Origin of the sequence: Chryseosolibacter histidinae (assembly GCF_018598225.1) — a bacterium.
Lineage (GTDB): Bacteria > Bacteroidota > Bacteroidia > Cytophagales > Cyclobacteriaceae > Chryseosolibacter > Chryseosolibacter histidini.
In genome coordinates this window covers 223,513-240,950 of sequence record NZ_JAHESF010000003.1, presented here as the reverse complement: position 1 = coordinate 240,950, position 17,438 = coordinate 223,513, and the positions used below count along the sequence as shown (strand labels likewise).

Genomic DNA, 17,438 nt, shown 5'->3' with positions numbered 1-17,438 from the left:
GAAAATGCAAGTACCCGGGTTTTGGGCCGGGTACTTACATGAATTGGTTAAGAGAAATATTTGGTAACGCCCGGGGTGGCTATCGGATAGAAGCCATTGCTGTCAGGCAGTACTGGCGGCTGCGCATCAAAGCTGTATTGCGCAGGCTGGATGCTGATGCCGGAGTTGAGGGTTTTATCCCAATCGATCACTTCTCCTGAATAGGTGGCCATCCTTCCTACGATTGAGGTAAGCGTTGAGTAAGCGCCGTTCTCGGCATCGGTAAACTTGAACTCACCTTTGGCGATGGCGGCGAAAAGCTCGTCGTGCTCCGTCTGGTAAGGGTTGTTCTCGCCCTTCTTGTCGAACTTGTAAAGCGACTTGCCTTTGCTGGTGATCTCCGCGGCACCGCATTTTACAACGCCCTTGGTGCCTACGAACATCTCGTCTACCTTGGCATAAGTACCTTTGATATGGCGGCACTGGCTGTTGAGGATGGAACCGTCGGCGTATTCGAATTCAACATAGTGGTGATCATAGATCTCGCCGAACTCCTTGCCGGTGCGCACCTGGCGGCCACCCATGCCCTGGGCTTTCACCGGATATGCGCCCTTGAACCAGTTCATCACGTCGATGTTGTGGATATGCTGCTCCGTGATATGGTCGCCGCAGAGCCAGTTGAAGTAGTACCAGTTGCGCATCTGGTATTCCATCTCGGTTTGTCCGGGCTGGCGCATCTTCACCCAAACACCGTCGTTGTTCCACCATACCTGGCCTGAAGTGATGTCGCCGATCATGCCGTCTTTTACGCGCTTGTACAGCTCGCGGTATGAGTTCTGGTAGTGACGCTGGAGACCTACCACTACGTTGAGTTTTTTCTTCTTGGCTTCGGCTGCCGATTCAAGCACTTTTTTAACACCGGCCGGATCCGTGGCCACCGGTTTTTCCATGAACACATGTTTGCCCTGCTTGATGGCTTCCGCGAAGTGAATGGGCCTGAAGCCCGGAGGTGTTGCCAGGATCACTACGTCGGCCAGCGGAATGGCTTTCAGGTAAGCATCAAAGCCCGTGAACTTTGCTTCTTCTTTTACGGCCAGCTTGTCTTTTACACCGTTCTCTTCACCTTCTTCCATCAGACTCTTGTAGCAGCTGTCGAGCCGGTCGCGGAAGGCGTCGGCCATCGCTACCAGCTTCACGTTCTGCTTGCTGAGCATGGCCTGCATGGCCGCACCCGTGCCCCGGCCGCCGCAGCCGATGAGCGCAACTTTGATGGTATCCTGCACCGAGCTGTTATAACCCGCATGGGAGAGGAACGGCATCGCTACCAGGCCACCGGCCAGCATGGAAGATTGTTTCACAAACTCCCTGCGCGACTGCACTGATTTTTCATTTTCCATAACTAAAGGTTTAGATCAATTGGATAGATATTATTTCAGGTAACTGTTGAAAAACTTTTCAATCGCTTCTTTCGAAGGCTGCTGGCCGGGGCGTACAATGCGGAAGCCCACGAACATACCATCCGTCAGCCACCACTTGCTTTTGGGGATCTGCGGGTCGCGCACATTCCACGAAGCATCGGAGGCGATCCGGTTGGCACACCTCAACTCAACGGACTCATCCATGTACGATCCACCCCTAACCACCTTCGGATATTTTGATGCCGGTGGCACCACGGGATCTTTAGCGCCGTCGGCAAGCTTCTGGTAAGCTGCGGGATCATACTGATCGAGGGTCCACTCACTCACGTTGCCCAGCATATCGTACAATCCCCAGGCGTTGGGCTTCAGCTCGGCCGTCTTATGAAATTTGTCCTGGCTGTTGCCTTTAAAGTATCCGATCGCCGTAAGGTTCTTCAGGTCAGGGCCGCTTCCCGCGCGACAGGCATATTCCCACTCGGCTTCGGTGGGGAGCCTGTAAAACACGCCGGTCTTTTCATAAAGCCACTTGCAGTACATAATGGCCGCCTGCTGGCTCATACTGTTGGTGGGCTGTTTGGCGTCACGGCCCATACCCCACGTGAGGTCTATGTACTGCGCAGTGGGGCGTGATACGGCATCAACCTCGATGCTTTTGGTCTGTGGCACATCCATGTTCTTGAAAAACGTATCCCACTCGCCGAAGGTCACTTCACGTTCACCCATCCAGAAAGCCGATACCGTTACCTTTTTCTGCGGCCCTTCATCCGCATCCCGTCCTTTTTCCGATGCCGGACTTCCTATGGTAAAGCTTCCTGCGGGAATCGGCACCATCTTGAATTTTACAGCAGTTCCGGTAATGGTCTGTTCATAAGGTTTAGTTTCCTGGGCTGAAAGCGCCGTTGCCAAAGCCAGGAAAAAGATCGTCACAAAAGTTCTCAATGAAATAGAAAATTAATAGCGGCAGGAATTTAAACAATAATCAAGCCCACACCAACCAAATTTTGCCGGAAAGACATGATTTACCGTCCTGTACTATTGGGTGTTAGGCATTCGCCCGATCCCTGTGTTCGGGAACATTTTTTTCAGGTACAAGCGTGATTGGACCCTGCTAACGAACATGAAGATCCTTTTTGTAGTCAATCCCGCTTCCGGTAATACAAGCAACAATAAAGCTGTGCTTCGTGTGCACGAGATGGCCGTGCAAAAGGGCTTTGATTTTAAATTCCTCTACACCCGCGGCAGGAACGACGATGAGGCAATCCGGCATCAGATCTCAGAATATAAGCCTGACAGGGTGATCGCCGGAGGAGGCGATGGCACGGTACAACTGGTGGCCCGAAACCTCATCAGAACAGAAACGCTGATGGGCATCCTGCCATTAGGGTCTGCCAATGGCCTGGCTACAGCACTGGGTTTTCCGCAGAATCCGGTCAGGGCAGTGGACGCTGTGATCGAAGCTACGCATTTTATCAGGATCGATCTGCTGAAGTTCAACGGACAGCACCTTTGCATTCACCTCGGCGACATCGGGGTGAACGCCCTGATGGTGAAAAAGTACGACGCCGAGAACCGGAAAGGTATGATCGGTTATGCCAAGCACCTGCTGAGCTCCATCAAAGAAAGCCCGCTGCGGAGCTACACCATCAAAACGCCTGAAGGCACCTACGAAAAAGAAGGTTACATGCTGGCCTTCGCCAACGCGCACAAATATGGAACAGGCGTTCATATCTCCGAAGGTGAGGTCTGGGATGGCAAGTTCGAGATCTGCAATGTGCCGCGGATCGCGCTGGACGAAGTCATCAAAGCGGGATTGACCATCGTCAACGTGTTCATCGATAAGAATATGTTCTCGGATGTGATCACCTGTACTTCTGCGGAGATCTCCATCAGCGGCGAAATGGATTTCCAGATCGATGGCGAATACATGGGTGCTGTCGATTCGCTGAAAGTGGAGATCATACCTGCTGCCGTCAAGCTGCTCATACCATGACACAACGGCTTCCCATACTGCTCAGCTTCCATGCCCTGGCCGGCAACAGCGCCACGCTGATCTCCGGGCAGCTCACCTATACCACGATCAGCGACTTCAGCTTCCGCGATTACAGTCGCAGAAAAACATTGCGCACACTCGTAAGATTGTACAGAACAAAACCTTATGCCGATCAATACATTGTGCTGATCTTCGATAAGGCCGAGGTTCGTGCCAAAACGGATGCTTATGGCTCGTTCTATATGGCCACACCCGTGATGCTGAAGCAGTCGGTGCTGCGGAAAGTAGTGCTGGCCTCCGGCGCGGAGGTGAAGATGGTGGAAGACCTTTACCCGCTCGAGGTGCAGGAGGTAGCCAAAGATGTGATCGTGGTATCCGATATCGACGACACCCTGATGCACTCGTTCATTTACCGGAAGCTCCGGAAATTCAGAACGTTGATGTTCACGGCCGTGGAGAAACGAAAAGCGGTGCTGCACATGCAGGAGGTGTTGTACGGTTTCACCCGCTCCGGAGCCGCCTCCATTTATCTCTCCAACAGTGAACAAAATCTTTATCCGCTCATCTACCGGTTTTTGATGTACAATAACTTTCCACCAGGACCGCTGTTCCTCAAAAAAATGCGGAGGTTATGGGATGTGCTCTGGAATGTGAAGTTCCCCCTGCGCAACGTTCACAAGCAGCAAACATTAAAAGATGTGATCGTACTTTTTCCCGACAAGAAATTTGTGCTCATGGGCGACAACACCCAGCAGGACCTGATCATTTATCTCGAAGCAGCAGAACAATTTCCACAAAACATCACCGACATCATCATCAGAAAAGTGATCGATAAAAAAGAAGATCGTGTGCTCCTGAAGAAGTACGAACAAATGCTGAAGGCAAACAACATCAACCTGTACTATAGCGACAGCTTTCCCACCTCACCCTAGCCCTCTCCTCCCAGGAGAGGGTTGGGTGAGGTGGTCACCCCACCCACTGCTTAAACGCTACCGCTTTCTCGCGGCTGATATCGATCTCGTTATTGAAGGGCGGCTTCAATTTCACCGTAAGGCCTTTGTGTGTGGTTGTGATGCGCCCGATAGACTGGATGTGCAGAATGTATTGCCGGTTTACCCTGAAGAAAAGCGCTGGATCAAGCAGTCCTTCGATCTCGTCCATGGTCTGGTGATCGCTGATGTACTTTTCGTTGGCCAGCGTATGCAGGTAGATCAGCTCTTCTTTGTGGAAAAAAGCAACCTCCTGCTGTGTTACAGGAATAAGTGTGTTGCGATGGAGCGTGAGGAAGCGCTCTTTGTATTTTTTATGCGGTTGCTGGTTCCAGTTGCTCATGAGCGACTTCAGCTGCTCGGCGATGATGTTCTCGGAGCTCAGTGCCCTGTATTTGGCAAGCGCGGCAGAGAGCTCGTTGCCGTCAATGGGTTTCAGCAGGTAGTCGATGCTGTTGAGCTTGAAAGCGCGGATAGCGTAGTCATCGTATGCCGTGGTGAAGATGATGGGGCAGGCGAGGTACAGGTTTTCGAAGATGTCGAAGCTGATGCCGTCAGAGAGTTGAATGTCAGACAGGATGAGATCGGGGAACGTATGATCCGAAAACCATTTCTTCGCAGCATCCACACTCGAGAGTGTAGCTTCGATCCTGGCAGAAGGTTCAATACGTTTGAGCAGGTTCTCCAGATCCCTTGCTACGAGGGGTTCGTCTTCAATGATGAGTAGTTTCATGGTAAATAGATCAAGAGTCCACAGTCCACGGTCGACGGTCCACGGCATGTTGTGTGTTAGTCGACAGCTGGTTTAGTTGATGGTTCTGCGTAGTGCCTGTATACGCTTTACAATCTTATCAGTAAAATTATAGATTTCCTGAAAGTCTTCATTGGAAATGATCTTTCTTCTTTTGGCAATGTAGATACAACCGATGATCTCTACTGCAGAACGGATCGAATACCCGAGGAATTTCTGAAATTCTGGATTGGATTGACCAGTCGATCCTTCGGCAATATTCAGCGAAACAGAATCCGCAGCACGTTTAATCTGCGAAGTTAAAACGTACAACTCTTTGTTTGGAAACTTTGAAGCAACATCGTCTACTAAACCTGTTAACCCCACTGAGTCTTTCCAGACTTCAAGTTTTTCAAATTTGAATGGCATAGGAGGTTCTTTGTTTAATGGTCCATAGTCCACCATCGACGGTTCACGGCATGATACCGTGATGCTCCATGATGGACTGTTAACTAATTTACTGAATTAATTTTGACTCATCAACTCCTTTACTCCACCTGCCGTGGTCCGTGGACTGTGGACCGTCGACTCTTCAATCGAATTCGAAGTTGGGATTCTGCCACCCCATGGGAATATCGGCTTCGTAGAGACCATCTGCCGTTTTAAGGCGCATTTCCAAGCGGCCTTCGATGCGGAAGCCCATGGACTGATAGAGCGCGATGGCCTTGGTATTGCTTTCCCTGGCGATGAGCTCTACTTTGCCGATGTCGGGGCGATGTAAGCCCACTTCTTCGAGAAAAATGGTGAAGATGGTGCGGCCCAGCTTCTTTCCCTGGAAATCGGGGTGCACGGCGATGGTGAGCTCGGAAAGAACATGATCGAACACCTTGATGCCAGGTTTGTAAGCATGTATCTCTGCCACGATCTCATTTTTGTTTTCCGGATGTTCCGCCACAATGATCAGGCCTGAGGAGAGACTGCGGGTGATGAAGTTGTGAATGTATTCGTCGGTGACCTCGTGTTCCAGCCTGGCAATGCCGGTGCCGGCGAGGGCAACAGCCTGATACAGTTTTTTGATAGCGGCAAGGTCGGTCAGTTCGGCGGTACGGATATACATAAGTGGAAATCAGATCAAAGGTATCTTGACGTAGAAACGATCGGCGGTAGGTTCGATGATCACGGGTTTGTCAGTGAGGAACCTGTAAAGCGAACGCAGGTTCTCGAGGCCTTGCTTGTTCGATGTTTCAACCGTTTTACGCACCTGCAGGTTGTTGCTTACAATGAGGTAATCGCCTACAGTGAGCACATCGATGGTCAGCTTCTTGTCTTTGTCAACGATGTTGTGCTTGATGGCATTTTCGATGAGCACCTGCAGCGTTACTGGAACAATAGCTTTCTCCCGGGCTTCGTCATTCACCTTGAAGTTGATCTTCAGGGCGCCCTGGAAACGCGTCTCGAGCAGCATCACATAGTGAGAAATAAAATCGAGCTCCGTAGACAGCAGCACAAAGTTCTTGTCTTTGTTCTGCAGCACATAGCGGTATACTTTCGAGAGTTGTTGCAGGAATGCGGAAGCCAGCTGCTGGTTTTCGAAGATGAGGCTGTTGAGCGACGTGAGCGCGTTGAAAAGGAAGTGTGGGTTGAGCTGGTTTTTGAGGTTGTCGAACTGCACCTGCGATTTTTCCTTTTCGAGGCGTTCGGCTTTTATGATCGATTCTTTCCATCGTCCGATGAAATACACGGTGAAGAATCCGAGGTTCACGCCCATGGTAAAGATCGCGTACAGCGGCCAGGTTACGGCGGCGAACATTTTGTCGAGCTTGAACGGCAACAGCGGCTCCGCCCATTTGTAGATGATAAGCCTTATGCCGAGGCCGATGGCTGCACCGATGATCAGCTGCAATGCGATGCGGCCTGTGAGGTTGCGCTCGAACGGATATTTAACATTCAGCCAGTTGTTCACCAGCCGAAGCGATTCCCAGAAAACAATGGTCAGCGGGATGGACGTGAAGAACAGGAATGTGTGAAACCGCGTTCCGAATTCCGGAAAGTTAAGCCATCGCACAAAGCCGCCCCAAAAAAGGAGCACCGTAATGATGCCATACGTCCTGAAGAATTGCCAGCGGTCTTTGTATCCCAGCATATTGCGTAAACAGGATGCAATATCACAATTTTTGTGATGCGATCTTCTCTTTTTAGGCACGCTGATCTAAGTAAACGAAACATCCGTAAGGAACTTCACCTGCTTTTCGGCGACAGCCGGTGGTGTGAGCTTCACCAGCGTGTTGCGCAGCCGGGTGAGCAGCGGATTTTTCCAATGCGCGATCTTTCCGATGGCGCGCGAAGTGTTCACGATCTTGGTGGTGCGGGCGATCCTTTTTGTTTCAAAGGCTACAAAAGCTTCTTCTACCGCATTATACTGCTCCAGGCAATTCGAGAGCACGGCAGCGTCTTCAATGGCCATGCAGGCGCCCTGACCCAGGTTGGGTGTGGTGGCGTGTGCGGCGTCACCGATCAGCACGATGTTACCGAATGCAAATTTCTTGAGAGGCTTCAGGTCCAGGATATCGCCCCAGATGAGCTGTTCTTTTTTTGTTTTCTTCAGGATGTCGGCCACGGGAGAATGAAATCCGCCGAAATGAGCGAGCAGTTCAGGAATACCGAACGAGCGCATGGCCGGGTCATTGGCGTGGGCATTGAGGCATGCGTACCAGTAAACGCGGTTGCCTTCCAGCGGTGCGATGCCGAACCTGCTTCCCTGGCCCCAGCTCTCGGAGGTCTCGTCCATGTTCACATTTCCGGGAATGTCGTCGATCACGGCACGCCAGCAAGTGTAGCCCGCATACCGTGGCTGACTTCCGGGTAATAATTTTTTACGCACAACGGAGTGGATACCGTCAGCGGCGATGAGATAGTCAGCGTTTGCCTGCGAGCCGTCGTTGAAGGTGAGGGTAATGCCGGATGCGTGTTGTTTGAGATCGGTGCATCCTTTGTTGAGCTGGAGGGTGCCCGGCTTCAGTTGCTCGATCAGCGTACGGTGCAGGTCAGCACGGTGGATGGTGAAGTTGTTGATGATACCGAACCGCAGGCTGAGCTTTTCGGCATCGGTGGCGGTGAGAAGGCTTCCCTGCTCGTCTTTGATGCAGACGGCTTTCATCACTTTTCCGGCCCGCAGCACTTCATCACCGATACCAATTTCTATCAGCGCTTTTACGGCATTGGCTGCCAGCGCGAGTCCCGCACCCAATGGTTTAATGGTGGGAGCGTTTTCATAAACAGTAACATCAAATCCTTTTTTTTGAAGCGCGATGGCCGTGGTCAGGCCTCCGATGCCTCCGCCAACAATGGCAAATTTTTGCGTTGTCATGCAACTTTCAGATGGTTTTTGTTCTTCCTTCTTCGTTTTAAGATCCGCTCCTCCCTGATAAACAGGTTGAAATTGATCTGGGCCACCTGAAAATGGTTTAAATAGGAAACGGTAACAGGATTCGGTCGCAGAGAAATATTGTTTACCATAACTTTTTCATTTGTATACGAGACAATTGAAGAGTCGTTTACCCCTATGTATTATTTTCAGGTTTTCTGCAAATTTTTATCGTACAATATGGCCGTCGCTCATTTCCACGATCCGGTCCGATTTCCGGGCAAACTCTTCATCGTGCGTTACAGCAATGATGGTTTGTTTGTAGGTGTGGGTGAGCTCCTGGAAAATATCGAACACCACGTGTGTATTGTATGAGTCCAGGTTACCCGTAGGCTCATCACCCATGATGATGTCCGGGTCGTTGATCAGTGCCCTGGCAATAGCCACCCGCTGCTGCTGCCCTCCCGAAAGTTTCGACGTTGGCTTCAGCGCATGCTCTTTCATGCCCAGCATCTCGAGCTTGGCGTAAGCGCGATCCTCCACTTCTTTGCGCGAATATTTTCCCAGCTTCAGCGCGGGAATCATTACGTTCTGAAGTGTAGTGAATTCCGGCAGCAGATAATGGAACTGAAATACAAACCCGATATGCTTGTTGCGAAAAGCCGCCAGCTCATTCTGTGTTTTGTCTGTGAGCCTCACACCGGCGATCTCAAGCTCGCCCTCATAATCAGTATCCATCGTTGATAACACATACATCAGCGTAGATTTGCCACAACCCGATTTTCCTACCAGCGACAGGAACTCACCCTTGTGAACCGTAAGGTCGATCTCCTTCAGCACCTGGAACTTGTCAGGTTCGTAGAAATACTTCGTGATCTTGTGGGTGTGGAGCACGTGTGGCTCGAAGGCTGTTGTGTTCATTTGACTGCTTGTGTAAGTAATTCAGTTGTTGTTTGGTTCAGTCCATGGTCCATAGTCTATGGTCCATGGTAGTGGCAGCTAATTGTCGGGATTCTGCGCTCCGCATCCACACCTGACAATTGCTCCGCGTACAGATTCCGGGGACTACGGCCATGGACTATGGACCATCGACCATCGACCCATCGACTCGTTCACCCCCGCAAGATCTCGATCGGATCTATCTTCGAAGCCTTTCGCGAAGGCATGTATCCCGCGAAAGCGGTAGTGGTTACACCGAACACGATGCCGATGATGTAGTACTTCGGGTCGAAGTTCACAGGGAAGTGGTCCAGGCTGATGAAGTCGCCCCCGTTGAACGGCGCCTGCGCGATCAGCAGCGACAACCCATACCCTATGGCCAGGCCTAACAGGCTTCCTATGAAACCGATCACCAGCGACTGGATCATGAAGATCTGCTTCACATCCCTGCCGGCGAAGCCCATCGCTTTCAGGATGGCGATGTCTTTCATCTTGTTGTAGATGGTCATGTTCAGAATGTTGTAGATCCCGAACCCTGCTACGATCAGCAACGTGATGGACACCGAATAAGTAAGGATATTCCGGATGATGTTTCCCGTCAGGAAAGTAGCATTGGCGGTTTCCCAGTCTTCGGCCTTGTAGCCGTACATGCGCTGGTAGCCAGGCGCAATGGATTTTGCCAGCAGAAGATCTTTAAGCTTGATATTGATGTCGGTCACGTAGAGGTGATCCTGTTGTAAAATGGTTTGCACGGTCGAGAGGTTAGCGTAGCTTCTCACATTGTCTATGGAGCCGAGTCCCATCTGGAATACGCCTACGATCTTTAGCGTCATCGTGTAGCCCTGGGGTGTGGTGATCACCACGCGGTCTCCCGTACGGGCGTTGAGCTTGCGGGCGAGACCCCTGCCCATGATGATGCCGTCGTGATTGGCTTTCAGGTCTTCGATCCTGCCTTCCTTCATCTTTTCGCGCAGCTCGAACAGCTTGTCTTCTTCAATGATATCCACACCCAGGATGTTGCCACTGAGCTGCACTGGACCGTAGTTGTAAAATACCTGCGACGAGATGGAAGGTGCAACGCCGGTCACACGCGGATCCCTGCGGATGAGCGCGGCGATCTGGTGCGCATTGCGGAGTCTCGGCGTCTCGTTCTTCGGCTTCTGATGATGCACTTTGTTGATGCCACCCACATTCACCTGCTCGATGACGGAAGGACGGCTCTCGGTAACATCGTGATAAATATGGATGTCAGGCGAAGAGGTCATGGTGAGCTCTTCCGTGAAGTTGTTCAATCCCGTCATCAGACTCACCATGGCAATGAACATGCCGATGCCGAACGTTACACCCAGCATGGCAATGATCGTCTGCCGGGGTTTGCTGATCAGGTGAGTCCTTGCAATGTCAATTACTAATCTCATAGCAGGATTTAAGGATTATTGGATATAATTCACTTTTGATTAACCGGAGAGACAGGATTAGGAAAAGCCACGGGTTAATTCTTTAATTCTGTAACCCCTTCAATTCTGGCCCCGGTATCAAGCCCTTCGACGATCTCGACTTCGTCCAGTGTTTCGATGCCTTTGGTCACTTTTACTTTTTTGGATCCTTCGTCAGACTGAATGATCACCGAGTCCCCGGGCAGCAGTTTATTTTTCGGGATCACGATGGCCTGGTCTTTTTTGCGGATAATGATGTTGGCTTCGAGCGCCAGCCCGGAGAACCATCCCGGAAGGGTTTCATTAAGTGTTGCATCGGCGCGCACCGCCTGCTGGCGGCGATCCACCATAGGGTAAACTTTGGTGAGCTTTGCGTTGAAAATTTTACCGGGGTAGGCATCGATCTTGACCAGCACCTCCTGGCCTTCGCGCACCCGCTGCACATCGAGCTCATCGATGTTCAGCTGGAGATAAAAAGCATCTTTCTTGCCCACCACGGCAATCGCTTCATTGCGCCGCACCATTTCTCCTTTTTCTTTGGCGGTCATGAACACGAGCCCGTCAACATCGCTGCGCACAATGTAGCGGCCCGATTCGTCGCCGGCGATCACAAGCTGGTTTTTAGCATTCTGCCAGTCGAGGTATGTCTGATTCTTCGTTCTTTCAAAGCGGCTTTTCTGCAGCACATATTCGTTGCGTGAGTTCTCATACAACAGCTTGATGCGGTCATACTCGCTCTGGGATGTGGCGTTGCCTTTCAGCAGGTTCGCGTACCGTACAAAATTCAGGGAGTCGAACTGCATCTTTGAGCGGGCCGTCTCTGTTGCGGCTTTCAGCTCGGCGAGCACAGGAGAGCCGTCCCGGTAATTTTTTGCTGCCAGGTCAAAGGTCTCTTTCGCCATCCGGTAACGGGCCGACTGCTGGCCAGCCTCGATCACAAAAAGCGGCTCGCCTTTTTTAACAGCGTCGCCGTCATTTACAAGCTTGTCCGCGAGGTATCCTTCCACCTGCGCAAAGATCTCGTATTCATCTTTGGACACCACAAACCCTGAAGCGTACACAGCTTCCATCAGGGGTTTCACTTCGGGTTTCACACCATTCTCCTGCTGGCACGCGGTGAGTGTTGCACTGAACAATGCGGTCGAAAAGATGATCGTTGCGGCCCTGGGCCTGTTGATTGGTTTCATATTCGTTTTACTTCAATGCGTTCCTGGATTGTACAATGGATTCATACACGAGGTAGCTGGCAAGCTGACCCAGATATTGGTTCTGCGAGCGCACCATCTCCTGGTAGATGGTCACGTACTGGTCTATGGTATAGATCCCTTGGGTATATTTTTCACCCGCGATCCTGTAATTGATGGCGTTGAGCTGATAATGTTCCTGGTAACGGCCCACGCCATGCGCTGCAACTTGTTGGTTGATATTCAATTCCTCGAGCTCTTTTTCGGCTTGCACCGTATAGTTGTCAAGCTCATAACGGGCGATCTCTGATTGCATGGCCGCCTGGCGTACGGTAGACTGGCGGTTGAAGCCGGTGAACAATGTCCACTCTGCCCGCAAGCCCGCCACGGCTACATCGAACCAGGGTTGCCCGGAAGAAAAGAGGTTGAACTCATCGCTGAAGGTTTGCCGCGACACCCGTGTAAAGAGCGAAAGCTCCGGCAGTGCTTTGGTACGCTGACGTTGTAAGTCTTCGCGTGCCTGCCGTTGCCGGGCTGATAACATGCTGTAGCGTGGCAGTTGCTGTGCCGTGATCTCCAATGAAGCTGGCGTGTGGTTTTGCTGCATGAACTGGGCGATGTTCTCCTGAAGTACCAGTGTGTCGTTTTCGTGAAGGCCGCAGAGTGACTTCAGCGTGTTGAGGTTCCTGGCGTAAGCTCCCTGGCTTTCGCGAAGTTGTTGCAGGCTCTCAATGTACAGAGACTTCACACGATTAAATTCCAACGGCTCGATCAGTCCATTGCCAAGTCTTATTTCGGCGGCGGTGACGAGGCTGTCGCCAGCGTTCACCAGGTCCTGGTTCAGGGCAATGGCTTCGCGGCTCAGCAGGGCAAAATAATACGCGGTGATGATCTGCTCACGAATGGTGAGCGCATGGTCTTTGGCCTGGTATGCTGCGGCCTGCTGCCCATGAACGGATGACCGGATGTTCTTCCAACTGGAAACATTCACCAGCGACAGGGAAGCCTCTGCGCCATAGCTCGCGTTGTATTGCGTGCCGAACTTTAGCCGCGCATACTCACCTTCAGGTCCACCCAGGAATTGAGCGGGCACAAGCTGTACAGGCAGGTTCAGGTTGTTGTCGAGGTTGCCGAAAACTTTCACCTGCGGCAGCAGCGCAGCCCAGGCCGCCTTTACCTTTTCGTGGCTGATCTCTTCGTTCAGGTGATCGATCTTCAGCGAAGCATTGTTGTGGCTGCTGTATTCCAGGCACTCGTTCAGGGAGTTGAACTGCGTCTGGGCGTACAAACAGGTGCCGCCAAGGATCAAAAGCAGATAAAGAACAGGTTTCATGCCGTAAGCTTTTGATCTAAGGTACGGGCATAACCTGCTGCGGGATGAGATTAAAAAAGCGAGGTGTGGTTAAGGGTTGGTGAGGTGTGGGAAAAGAAGATTGAACTGGTTGCCGGTTACCGGTTGCCGGTTGGGTTGGTTTCAAGTTAAAAGTTAAAAGTTTAAAGTTGGGATGGGCACACCCTCAACTTTAAACTTTAAATCTGAAACTTTAAACTTCGTTATTAGAGATTCGGTTGAGGTGTTGTCCTCAAATACGGTTTAATCCGCTTATGCCCTTTCGGGAATTTGGCCGGGATATCTTCGTCTTTTACGGCCGCGGTGATGATCACGTCTTCACCTTGTTTCCAATCGGAAGGTGTGGCCACGCTATAGTTGGCGGTGAGCTGCAGGCTGTCGATCACCCGTAAGATCTCGTTGAAATTCCTTCCGGTAGAGGCGGGGTAGGTGATCATGAGCTTTACCTTTTTGTCGGGGCCGATGATGAAGACCGATCTTACCGTGAACTTGTCGATGTTGGGGTGAACCATGCCGTAGAGGTTGGCCACCTTGAACTCGGGGTCTGCTATCAGGGGGTAGTTTACCGTTGTGTTCTGTGTTTCGTTGATGTCGCCGATCCATTTCTTGTGTGAATCGAGCGGGTCGGCGCTGATGGCAATAACCTTCACGTTGCGCTTTTCAAATTCAGGCTTAAGTCTGGCTACTGAGCCCAGCTCTGTGGTGCATACGGGCGTAAAATCGGCGGGATGAGAGAACAATACACCCCAGCTGTTGCCCAGCCATTGGTGAAAATTGATCTTGCCTTCGGTGGTTTCAGCGGTGAAGTCGGGTGCGAGATCGCCTAGTCTGATTGACATAATGGTATGATTTAAAGGTTTAACAAAGTTGTTATAGATAAACTGATCCGATCCGAAATTAGTTTTGGGCAAATGTAGGCCTGGAGGCCTCAAAAAGCCATGAGATCGCGCATCGGAGCCCAATTATACTAAATGACTACTAAACTAGTAGATATTAATTGAGAAATATTAAGTTCTAACGGAAAAAGATCATTTCCGTTTCCTGGCTTTTAGCTTATTCTCTTTTTTAACGAGGTCTTCGAGGGTGCTGGCTTTCAGCATTTCAACGGTGGCGTTCCTGACCTGCAGGAAGGCGTCTCTTACGGCGCAGGTATCTTCGTCCACGCATTCGGTGCAGCGTTCGTAGAATTTGAAGGTAGCGCAGGGCACGGCTGCTATGGCCCCATCAAAAAGGCGCACAACTTCGGCCAGGTTTACCTGAGATGGCTCCCGCCGGAGGAAATAACCGCCTCCCTTGCCCTGTTTGCTGCCCAGCACACCGGCCCTTTTCAGGTCGAGCAGGATGGCTTCCAGGAATTTTTTGGGAATGCAGCAGGCATCTGAAATGTCTTTGATCAGGAATTTCTCTTTCGGGGTTTTGGCCATGTGCACCAGGGCATGCACGGCGTATTTACATTTCTTTGAAAGCATAGATCGGGATGTAAGTTATAGCTTTGTCTTTACATTCCAGCAATATAACTTTAGGAGCGGCCGCAAAGCCCGCCCGTTGCCGAGATAGCTCAGCGGTAGAGCAGCTGATTCGTAATCAGCAGGTCGTGGGTTCAAATCCCATTCTCGGCTCAATGACTTTTTATAAACTTCTGCTGGTGGCCATCGGAGGCATGTTCGGAAGCGTCGCCCGTTATGTAACGGCCAGGGCAGTGGACGAAAAAATTGGCGCCCCGTTCCCTTATGGAACACTTACGGTAAACATCGTGGGCTCATTCATCCTGGGGGTGCTTTATGCCTGGTTGATCCGTAAAACCGCTGACAGTGAAAGCATGCGGCTGCTCATTGGAACGGGGTTTTGCGGGGGATTCACCACTTTTTCGGCGTTTGCCCTTGAAAACGTGAACTTCCTGCAGCAAAAGGTCATTACTTCATCGTTGGTTTATACGGCCGTAACACTGGTTGCCGGATTCCTGGCAGTAGTTGCCGGCCTGGCGCTCGGAAAGAACCTTTCATAGATCCCATGTAGGGCAGGAAAAATTTAAAAACAACGAAGTTTGAAGCGGGTTTGTGAAAATTGGCAAACCTTTATACATTTGTCGCCCGTTGAAAAACGGTCACCCCAATAGCCCAGGTGGTGAAATTGGTAGACACGCTACTTTGAGGGGGTAGTGCCTTAACCGGTGTGCTGGTTCGAGTCCAGTCCTGGGCACAGGAAGTTGAAAGTTTGAGGTTACAAGTTTAAAGTTGGGGAGCCACTCAACTTGAAACTTTAAACTTTAAATTTGAAACTCAGGAACGCCGAAGTGGTGGAATTGGTAGACACGCACGTTTCAGGGGCGTGTGTCGCAAGACGTGAGGGTTCGAGTCCCTCCTTCGGTACAAGAAGAGCCATCCCGATATCATCGGGGTGGCTCTGTTGTTTTTAGGGATTTTCGTCTATCTCCCCACTTGATTCTCTAATGATTCACCGCAAAACGTTTGGAGATCCTTTCCTTGCCGCGGATTATTTCGGCGATGTAGATGCCATTTTGTATCTGCTGCGTGTTGATGGTCACTTTTCGGTCTCTGCTTTTTGTGGTGAACACTGGTATCTGCTGGCTATTGTAAACGGTGAGCTGGTACCACTCGCCCGCGTCTTCAGATGACGTGAGGCTTACGCTGGCTTCCTTCATCGAGGCATCTTTGCTTTTTTCACTGCCGGTTTCAATATCAATGTAATCCTTCGCCGGGTTGGGCGATGCGGACATGGACCACCCGCAATATGGATTCGAAGTGTCTACATAAGCAAAGGCAATGGCTACGTTCGTGCCTGGCGCAGGTTCGCAGCAGGTGCTCGGGTAGCTGGAGCACCAGACGTTGGCACTTACCTCGATCGTTCCGCTTCCCCCGGATCCGGTGCTGAATGACATCGAGCCTCCTGATGTCCAGTTGACGGTGAATCCCGGTGGCAGCGTATAAGTGAACCCTGAGGCCACGCATGGGGCACTCACATACATGGTGTAGCTGGTATACGGACAGAGCGTTGAGTTATCCTGCGAGCCCATGATATAATACGAGCCTGGAACGTATCCACTGTTTTCGCCGAAGCATATTCTCCTGAAACTTTTGATCGTGGTGCCGGAGAGCGGGCACTGGATCTCCACGCTCAGGTGTTTAATGGTATTGGGTGTAAAGAAATGTTGTACCGATACCGAGCTTGAATTGCCGCCGACGGGTGTGCCTGACAACTTCCAGGCATAGCTGGCGCCAGGTATGGATGACGTTGTGGAATACGTTGGCGTTGAGCCGAAACCACACACCTTCTTGCTGCCGTTCATGGCCACGCGATACCAGCCCTGCTCATAACTTGCCCAGGGGTGCTCCTCCAGCTTATGTTTGTATACTGCGCCGTACCACCATTTTGATCTCACAAAGCCGTATTCACTGGTCGTGACCGCAGAATGTACCGGCACGCTCATGTTTTTACCAAACACGATGATCACGCCTTCTTCCCAGTTGTCTTCTGTCATGGGCGCGATCTCCTCCACAGCGTCGTTGGTGAAATACTTTCGTACATCGCCGTTGATCTCAACCGCGGGACCGCCGGCGTAAATAGACCATGCCCAGCCGTGACACTGCGAAGTGGTTGTAGGGGCGCTCTCGAGCTGCACCTGCCAGTTGTGCTGTGTGATCTGTTGTATATTACCGTTATGGGCATAATCTCTGATATCGGCGTTCTCAGGATTGGTCAGTGCATCGACTGCCTGTCCCATCGGTGTATAAATGGTTCTATTGGTGGCGCCTGGAACCTGCGCATGAACCTGGACTGAAAGGATCAGTAATAAGACAGCGAAAAGAACTTTTGCAGAATGGTAAACACGAGGAGTAGCGCTGATTTTCATAAACACGGCTTAAGATTCATTTAACGATTCAATACCATCGCACCGGTAAGGCTACCTGCATAACCATGGCTACAGAAAATGCCCGGACAGCCTCCGAATCGCATGAAAATGAAGATACAATAATTTTTGATGTTGCAAGAATCAATGTCGGGTTTTGGCGCCACTATTCGCCGAAGCAACGGAATGG

17 protein-coding genes and 3 tRNA genes are annotated in these 17,438 nt (G+C 51.1%); 6 read left to right on the top strand and 14 right to left on the bottom strand.

Going from position 1 to position 17,438, the window contains the following annotated elements:
* Positions 1–47 precede the first annotated feature (47 nt).
* Both KK083_RS04510 and KK083_RS04505 read right to left on the bottom strand, forming a co-directional pair.
* Entirely contained in the window at positions 48–1,376 is a 1,329-nt protein-coding gene (locus tag KK083_RS04510; protein ID WP_254161121.1) for a Gfo/Idh/MocA family protein, read from the bottom strand.
* 30 nt (positions 1,377–1,406) lie between these two features.
* Complete coding sequence (locus tag KK083_RS04505) at positions 1,407–2,336, bottom strand: formylglycine-generating enzyme family protein (protein WP_254161119.1); 930 nt, start codon at positions 2,334–2,336, stop codon at positions 1,407–1,409.
* 178 nt (positions 2,337–2,514) lie between these two features.
* Here KK083_RS04505 and KK083_RS04500 point away from each other — a divergent pair, with 178 nt between their 5' ends.
* On the top strand, positions 2,515–3,387 hold the full coding sequence (locus KK083_RS04500; protein WP_254161117.1) for a diacylglycerol/lipid kinase family protein: 873 nt from the start codon (positions 2,515–2,517) through the stop codon (positions 3,385–3,387).
* Positions 3,384–4,319, top strand: coding sequence for a phosphatidate phosphatase App1 family protein (locus tag KK083_RS04495; RefSeq protein WP_254161115.1), 936 nt, complete (start codon positions 3,384–3,386; stop codon positions 4,317–4,319). Before KK083_RS04500 ends, KK083_RS04495 begins: the two co-directional genes overlap by 4 nt.
* 34 nt (positions 4,320–4,353) lie before the next feature.
* On the opposite strand, the gene KK083_RS04490 is transcribed toward KK083_RS04495, so the two are convergent.
* The 11 genes from KK083_RS04490 to KK083_RS04440 all read right to left on the bottom strand — a co-directional run bounded on the left by KK083_RS04490 (position 4,354) and on the right by KK083_RS04440 (position 14,849).
* Positions 4,354–5,109, bottom strand: coding sequence for a LytR/AlgR family response regulator transcription factor (locus KK083_RS04490; RefSeq protein ID WP_254161113.1), 756 nt, complete (start codon positions 5,107–5,109; stop codon positions 4,354–4,356).
* 72 nt (positions 5,110–5,181) lie between these two features.
* Positions 5,182–5,535 carry a four helix bundle protein gene (locus KK083_RS04485; RefSeq protein ID WP_254161111.1) on the bottom strand — a complete coding sequence of 118 codons (354 nt, stop codon included), beginning with the start codon at positions 5,533–5,535 and terminating at the stop codon, positions 5,182–5,184.
* A 163-nt stretch (positions 5,536–5,698) separates the two neighbouring features.
* On the bottom strand, positions 5,699–6,223 hold the full coding sequence (locus KK083_RS04480) for a GNAT family N-acetyltransferase (RefSeq protein ID WP_254161110.1): 525 nt from the start codon (positions 6,221–6,223) through the stop codon (positions 5,699–5,701).
* A 9-nt stretch (positions 6,224–6,232) separates the two neighbouring features.
* Complete coding sequence (locus KK083_RS04475; RefSeq protein WP_254161109.1) at positions 6,233–7,249, bottom strand: sensor histidine kinase; 1,017 nt, start codon at positions 7,247–7,249, stop codon at positions 6,233–6,235.
* Positions 7,250–7,315: 66 nt separating this feature from the next.
* Positions 7,316–8,473 carry an FAD-dependent monooxygenase gene (locus tag KK083_RS04470; protein ID WP_254161108.1) on the bottom strand — a complete coding sequence of 386 codons (1,158 nt, stop codon included), beginning with the start codon at positions 8,471–8,473 and terminating at the stop codon, positions 7,316–7,318.
* Positions 8,474–8,698: 225 nt separating this feature from the next.
* Positions 8,699–9,391, bottom strand: a complete 693-nt coding sequence (locus tag KK083_RS04465) for an ABC transporter ATP-binding protein (protein ID WP_254161107.1) — start codon at positions 9,389–9,391, stop codon at positions 8,699–8,701.
* Between the two features lie 191 nt (positions 9,392–9,582).
* Positions 9,583–10,827 carry an ABC transporter permease gene (locus tag KK083_RS04460; RefSeq protein WP_254161105.1) on the bottom strand — a complete coding sequence of 415 codons (1,245 nt, stop codon included), beginning with the start codon at positions 10,825–10,827 and terminating at the stop codon, positions 9,583–9,585.
* 74 nt (positions 10,828–10,901) lie between these two features.
* Entirely contained in the window at positions 10,902–12,032 is a 1,131-nt protein-coding gene (locus KK083_RS04455) for an efflux RND transporter periplasmic adaptor subunit (RefSeq protein WP_254161103.1), read from the bottom strand.
* A gap of 7 nt (positions 12,033–12,039) precedes the next feature.
* Positions 12,040–13,362: a TolC family protein gene (locus KK083_RS04450; protein WP_254161100.1), complete on the bottom strand. Its 1,323-nt coding sequence runs from the start codon at positions 13,360–13,362 to the stop codon at positions 12,040–12,042.
* Between the two features lie 224 nt (positions 13,363–13,586).
* The gene (locus KK083_RS04445; protein WP_254161098.1) at positions 13,587–14,219 is read right to left on the bottom strand and encodes a peroxiredoxin; all 633 of its coding nucleotides are present in this window, start codon (positions 14,217–14,219) and stop codon (positions 13,587–13,589) included.
* Between the two features lie 189 nt (positions 14,220–14,408).
* The gene (locus KK083_RS04440) at positions 14,409–14,849 is read right to left on the bottom strand and encodes an RrF2 family transcriptional regulator (protein WP_254161096.1); all 441 of its coding nucleotides are present in this window, start codon (positions 14,847–14,849) and stop codon (positions 14,409–14,411) included.
* Positions 14,850–14,927: 78 nt separating this feature from the next.
* On the opposite strand from KK083_RS04440, the gene KK083_RS04435 reads away from it, so the two are divergent.
* The 4 genes from KK083_RS04435 to KK083_RS04420 all read left to right on the top strand — a co-directional run bounded on the left by KK083_RS04435 (position 14,928) and on the right by KK083_RS04420 (position 15,749).
* Positions 14,928–14,999: transfer RNA gene (locus KK083_RS04435), tRNA-Thr, on the top strand.
* A 2-nt stretch (positions 15,000–15,001) separates the two neighbouring features.
* Positions 15,002–15,385 carry a fluoride efflux transporter CrcB gene (gene crcB / locus KK083_RS04430; protein WP_254161094.1) on the top strand — a complete coding sequence of 128 codons (384 nt, stop codon included), beginning with the start codon at positions 15,002–15,004 and terminating at the stop codon, positions 15,383–15,385.
* A gap of 110 nt (positions 15,386–15,495) precedes the next feature.
* Positions 15,496–15,579, top strand: a tRNA-Leu gene (locus KK083_RS04425).
* Between the two features lie 88 nt (positions 15,580–15,667).
* A tRNA-Leu gene (locus KK083_RS04420) sits at positions 15,668–15,749 on the top strand.
* A gap of 77 nt (positions 15,750–15,826) precedes the next feature.
* Here the strand turns inward: KK083_RS04420 and KK083_RS04415 are convergent.
* On the bottom strand, positions 15,827–17,251 hold the full coding sequence (locus KK083_RS04415; protein ID WP_254161092.1) for a T9SS type A sorting domain-containing protein: 1,425 nt from the start codon (positions 17,249–17,251) through the stop codon (positions 15,827–15,829).
* Positions 17,252–17,438: the final 187 nt, after the last annotated feature.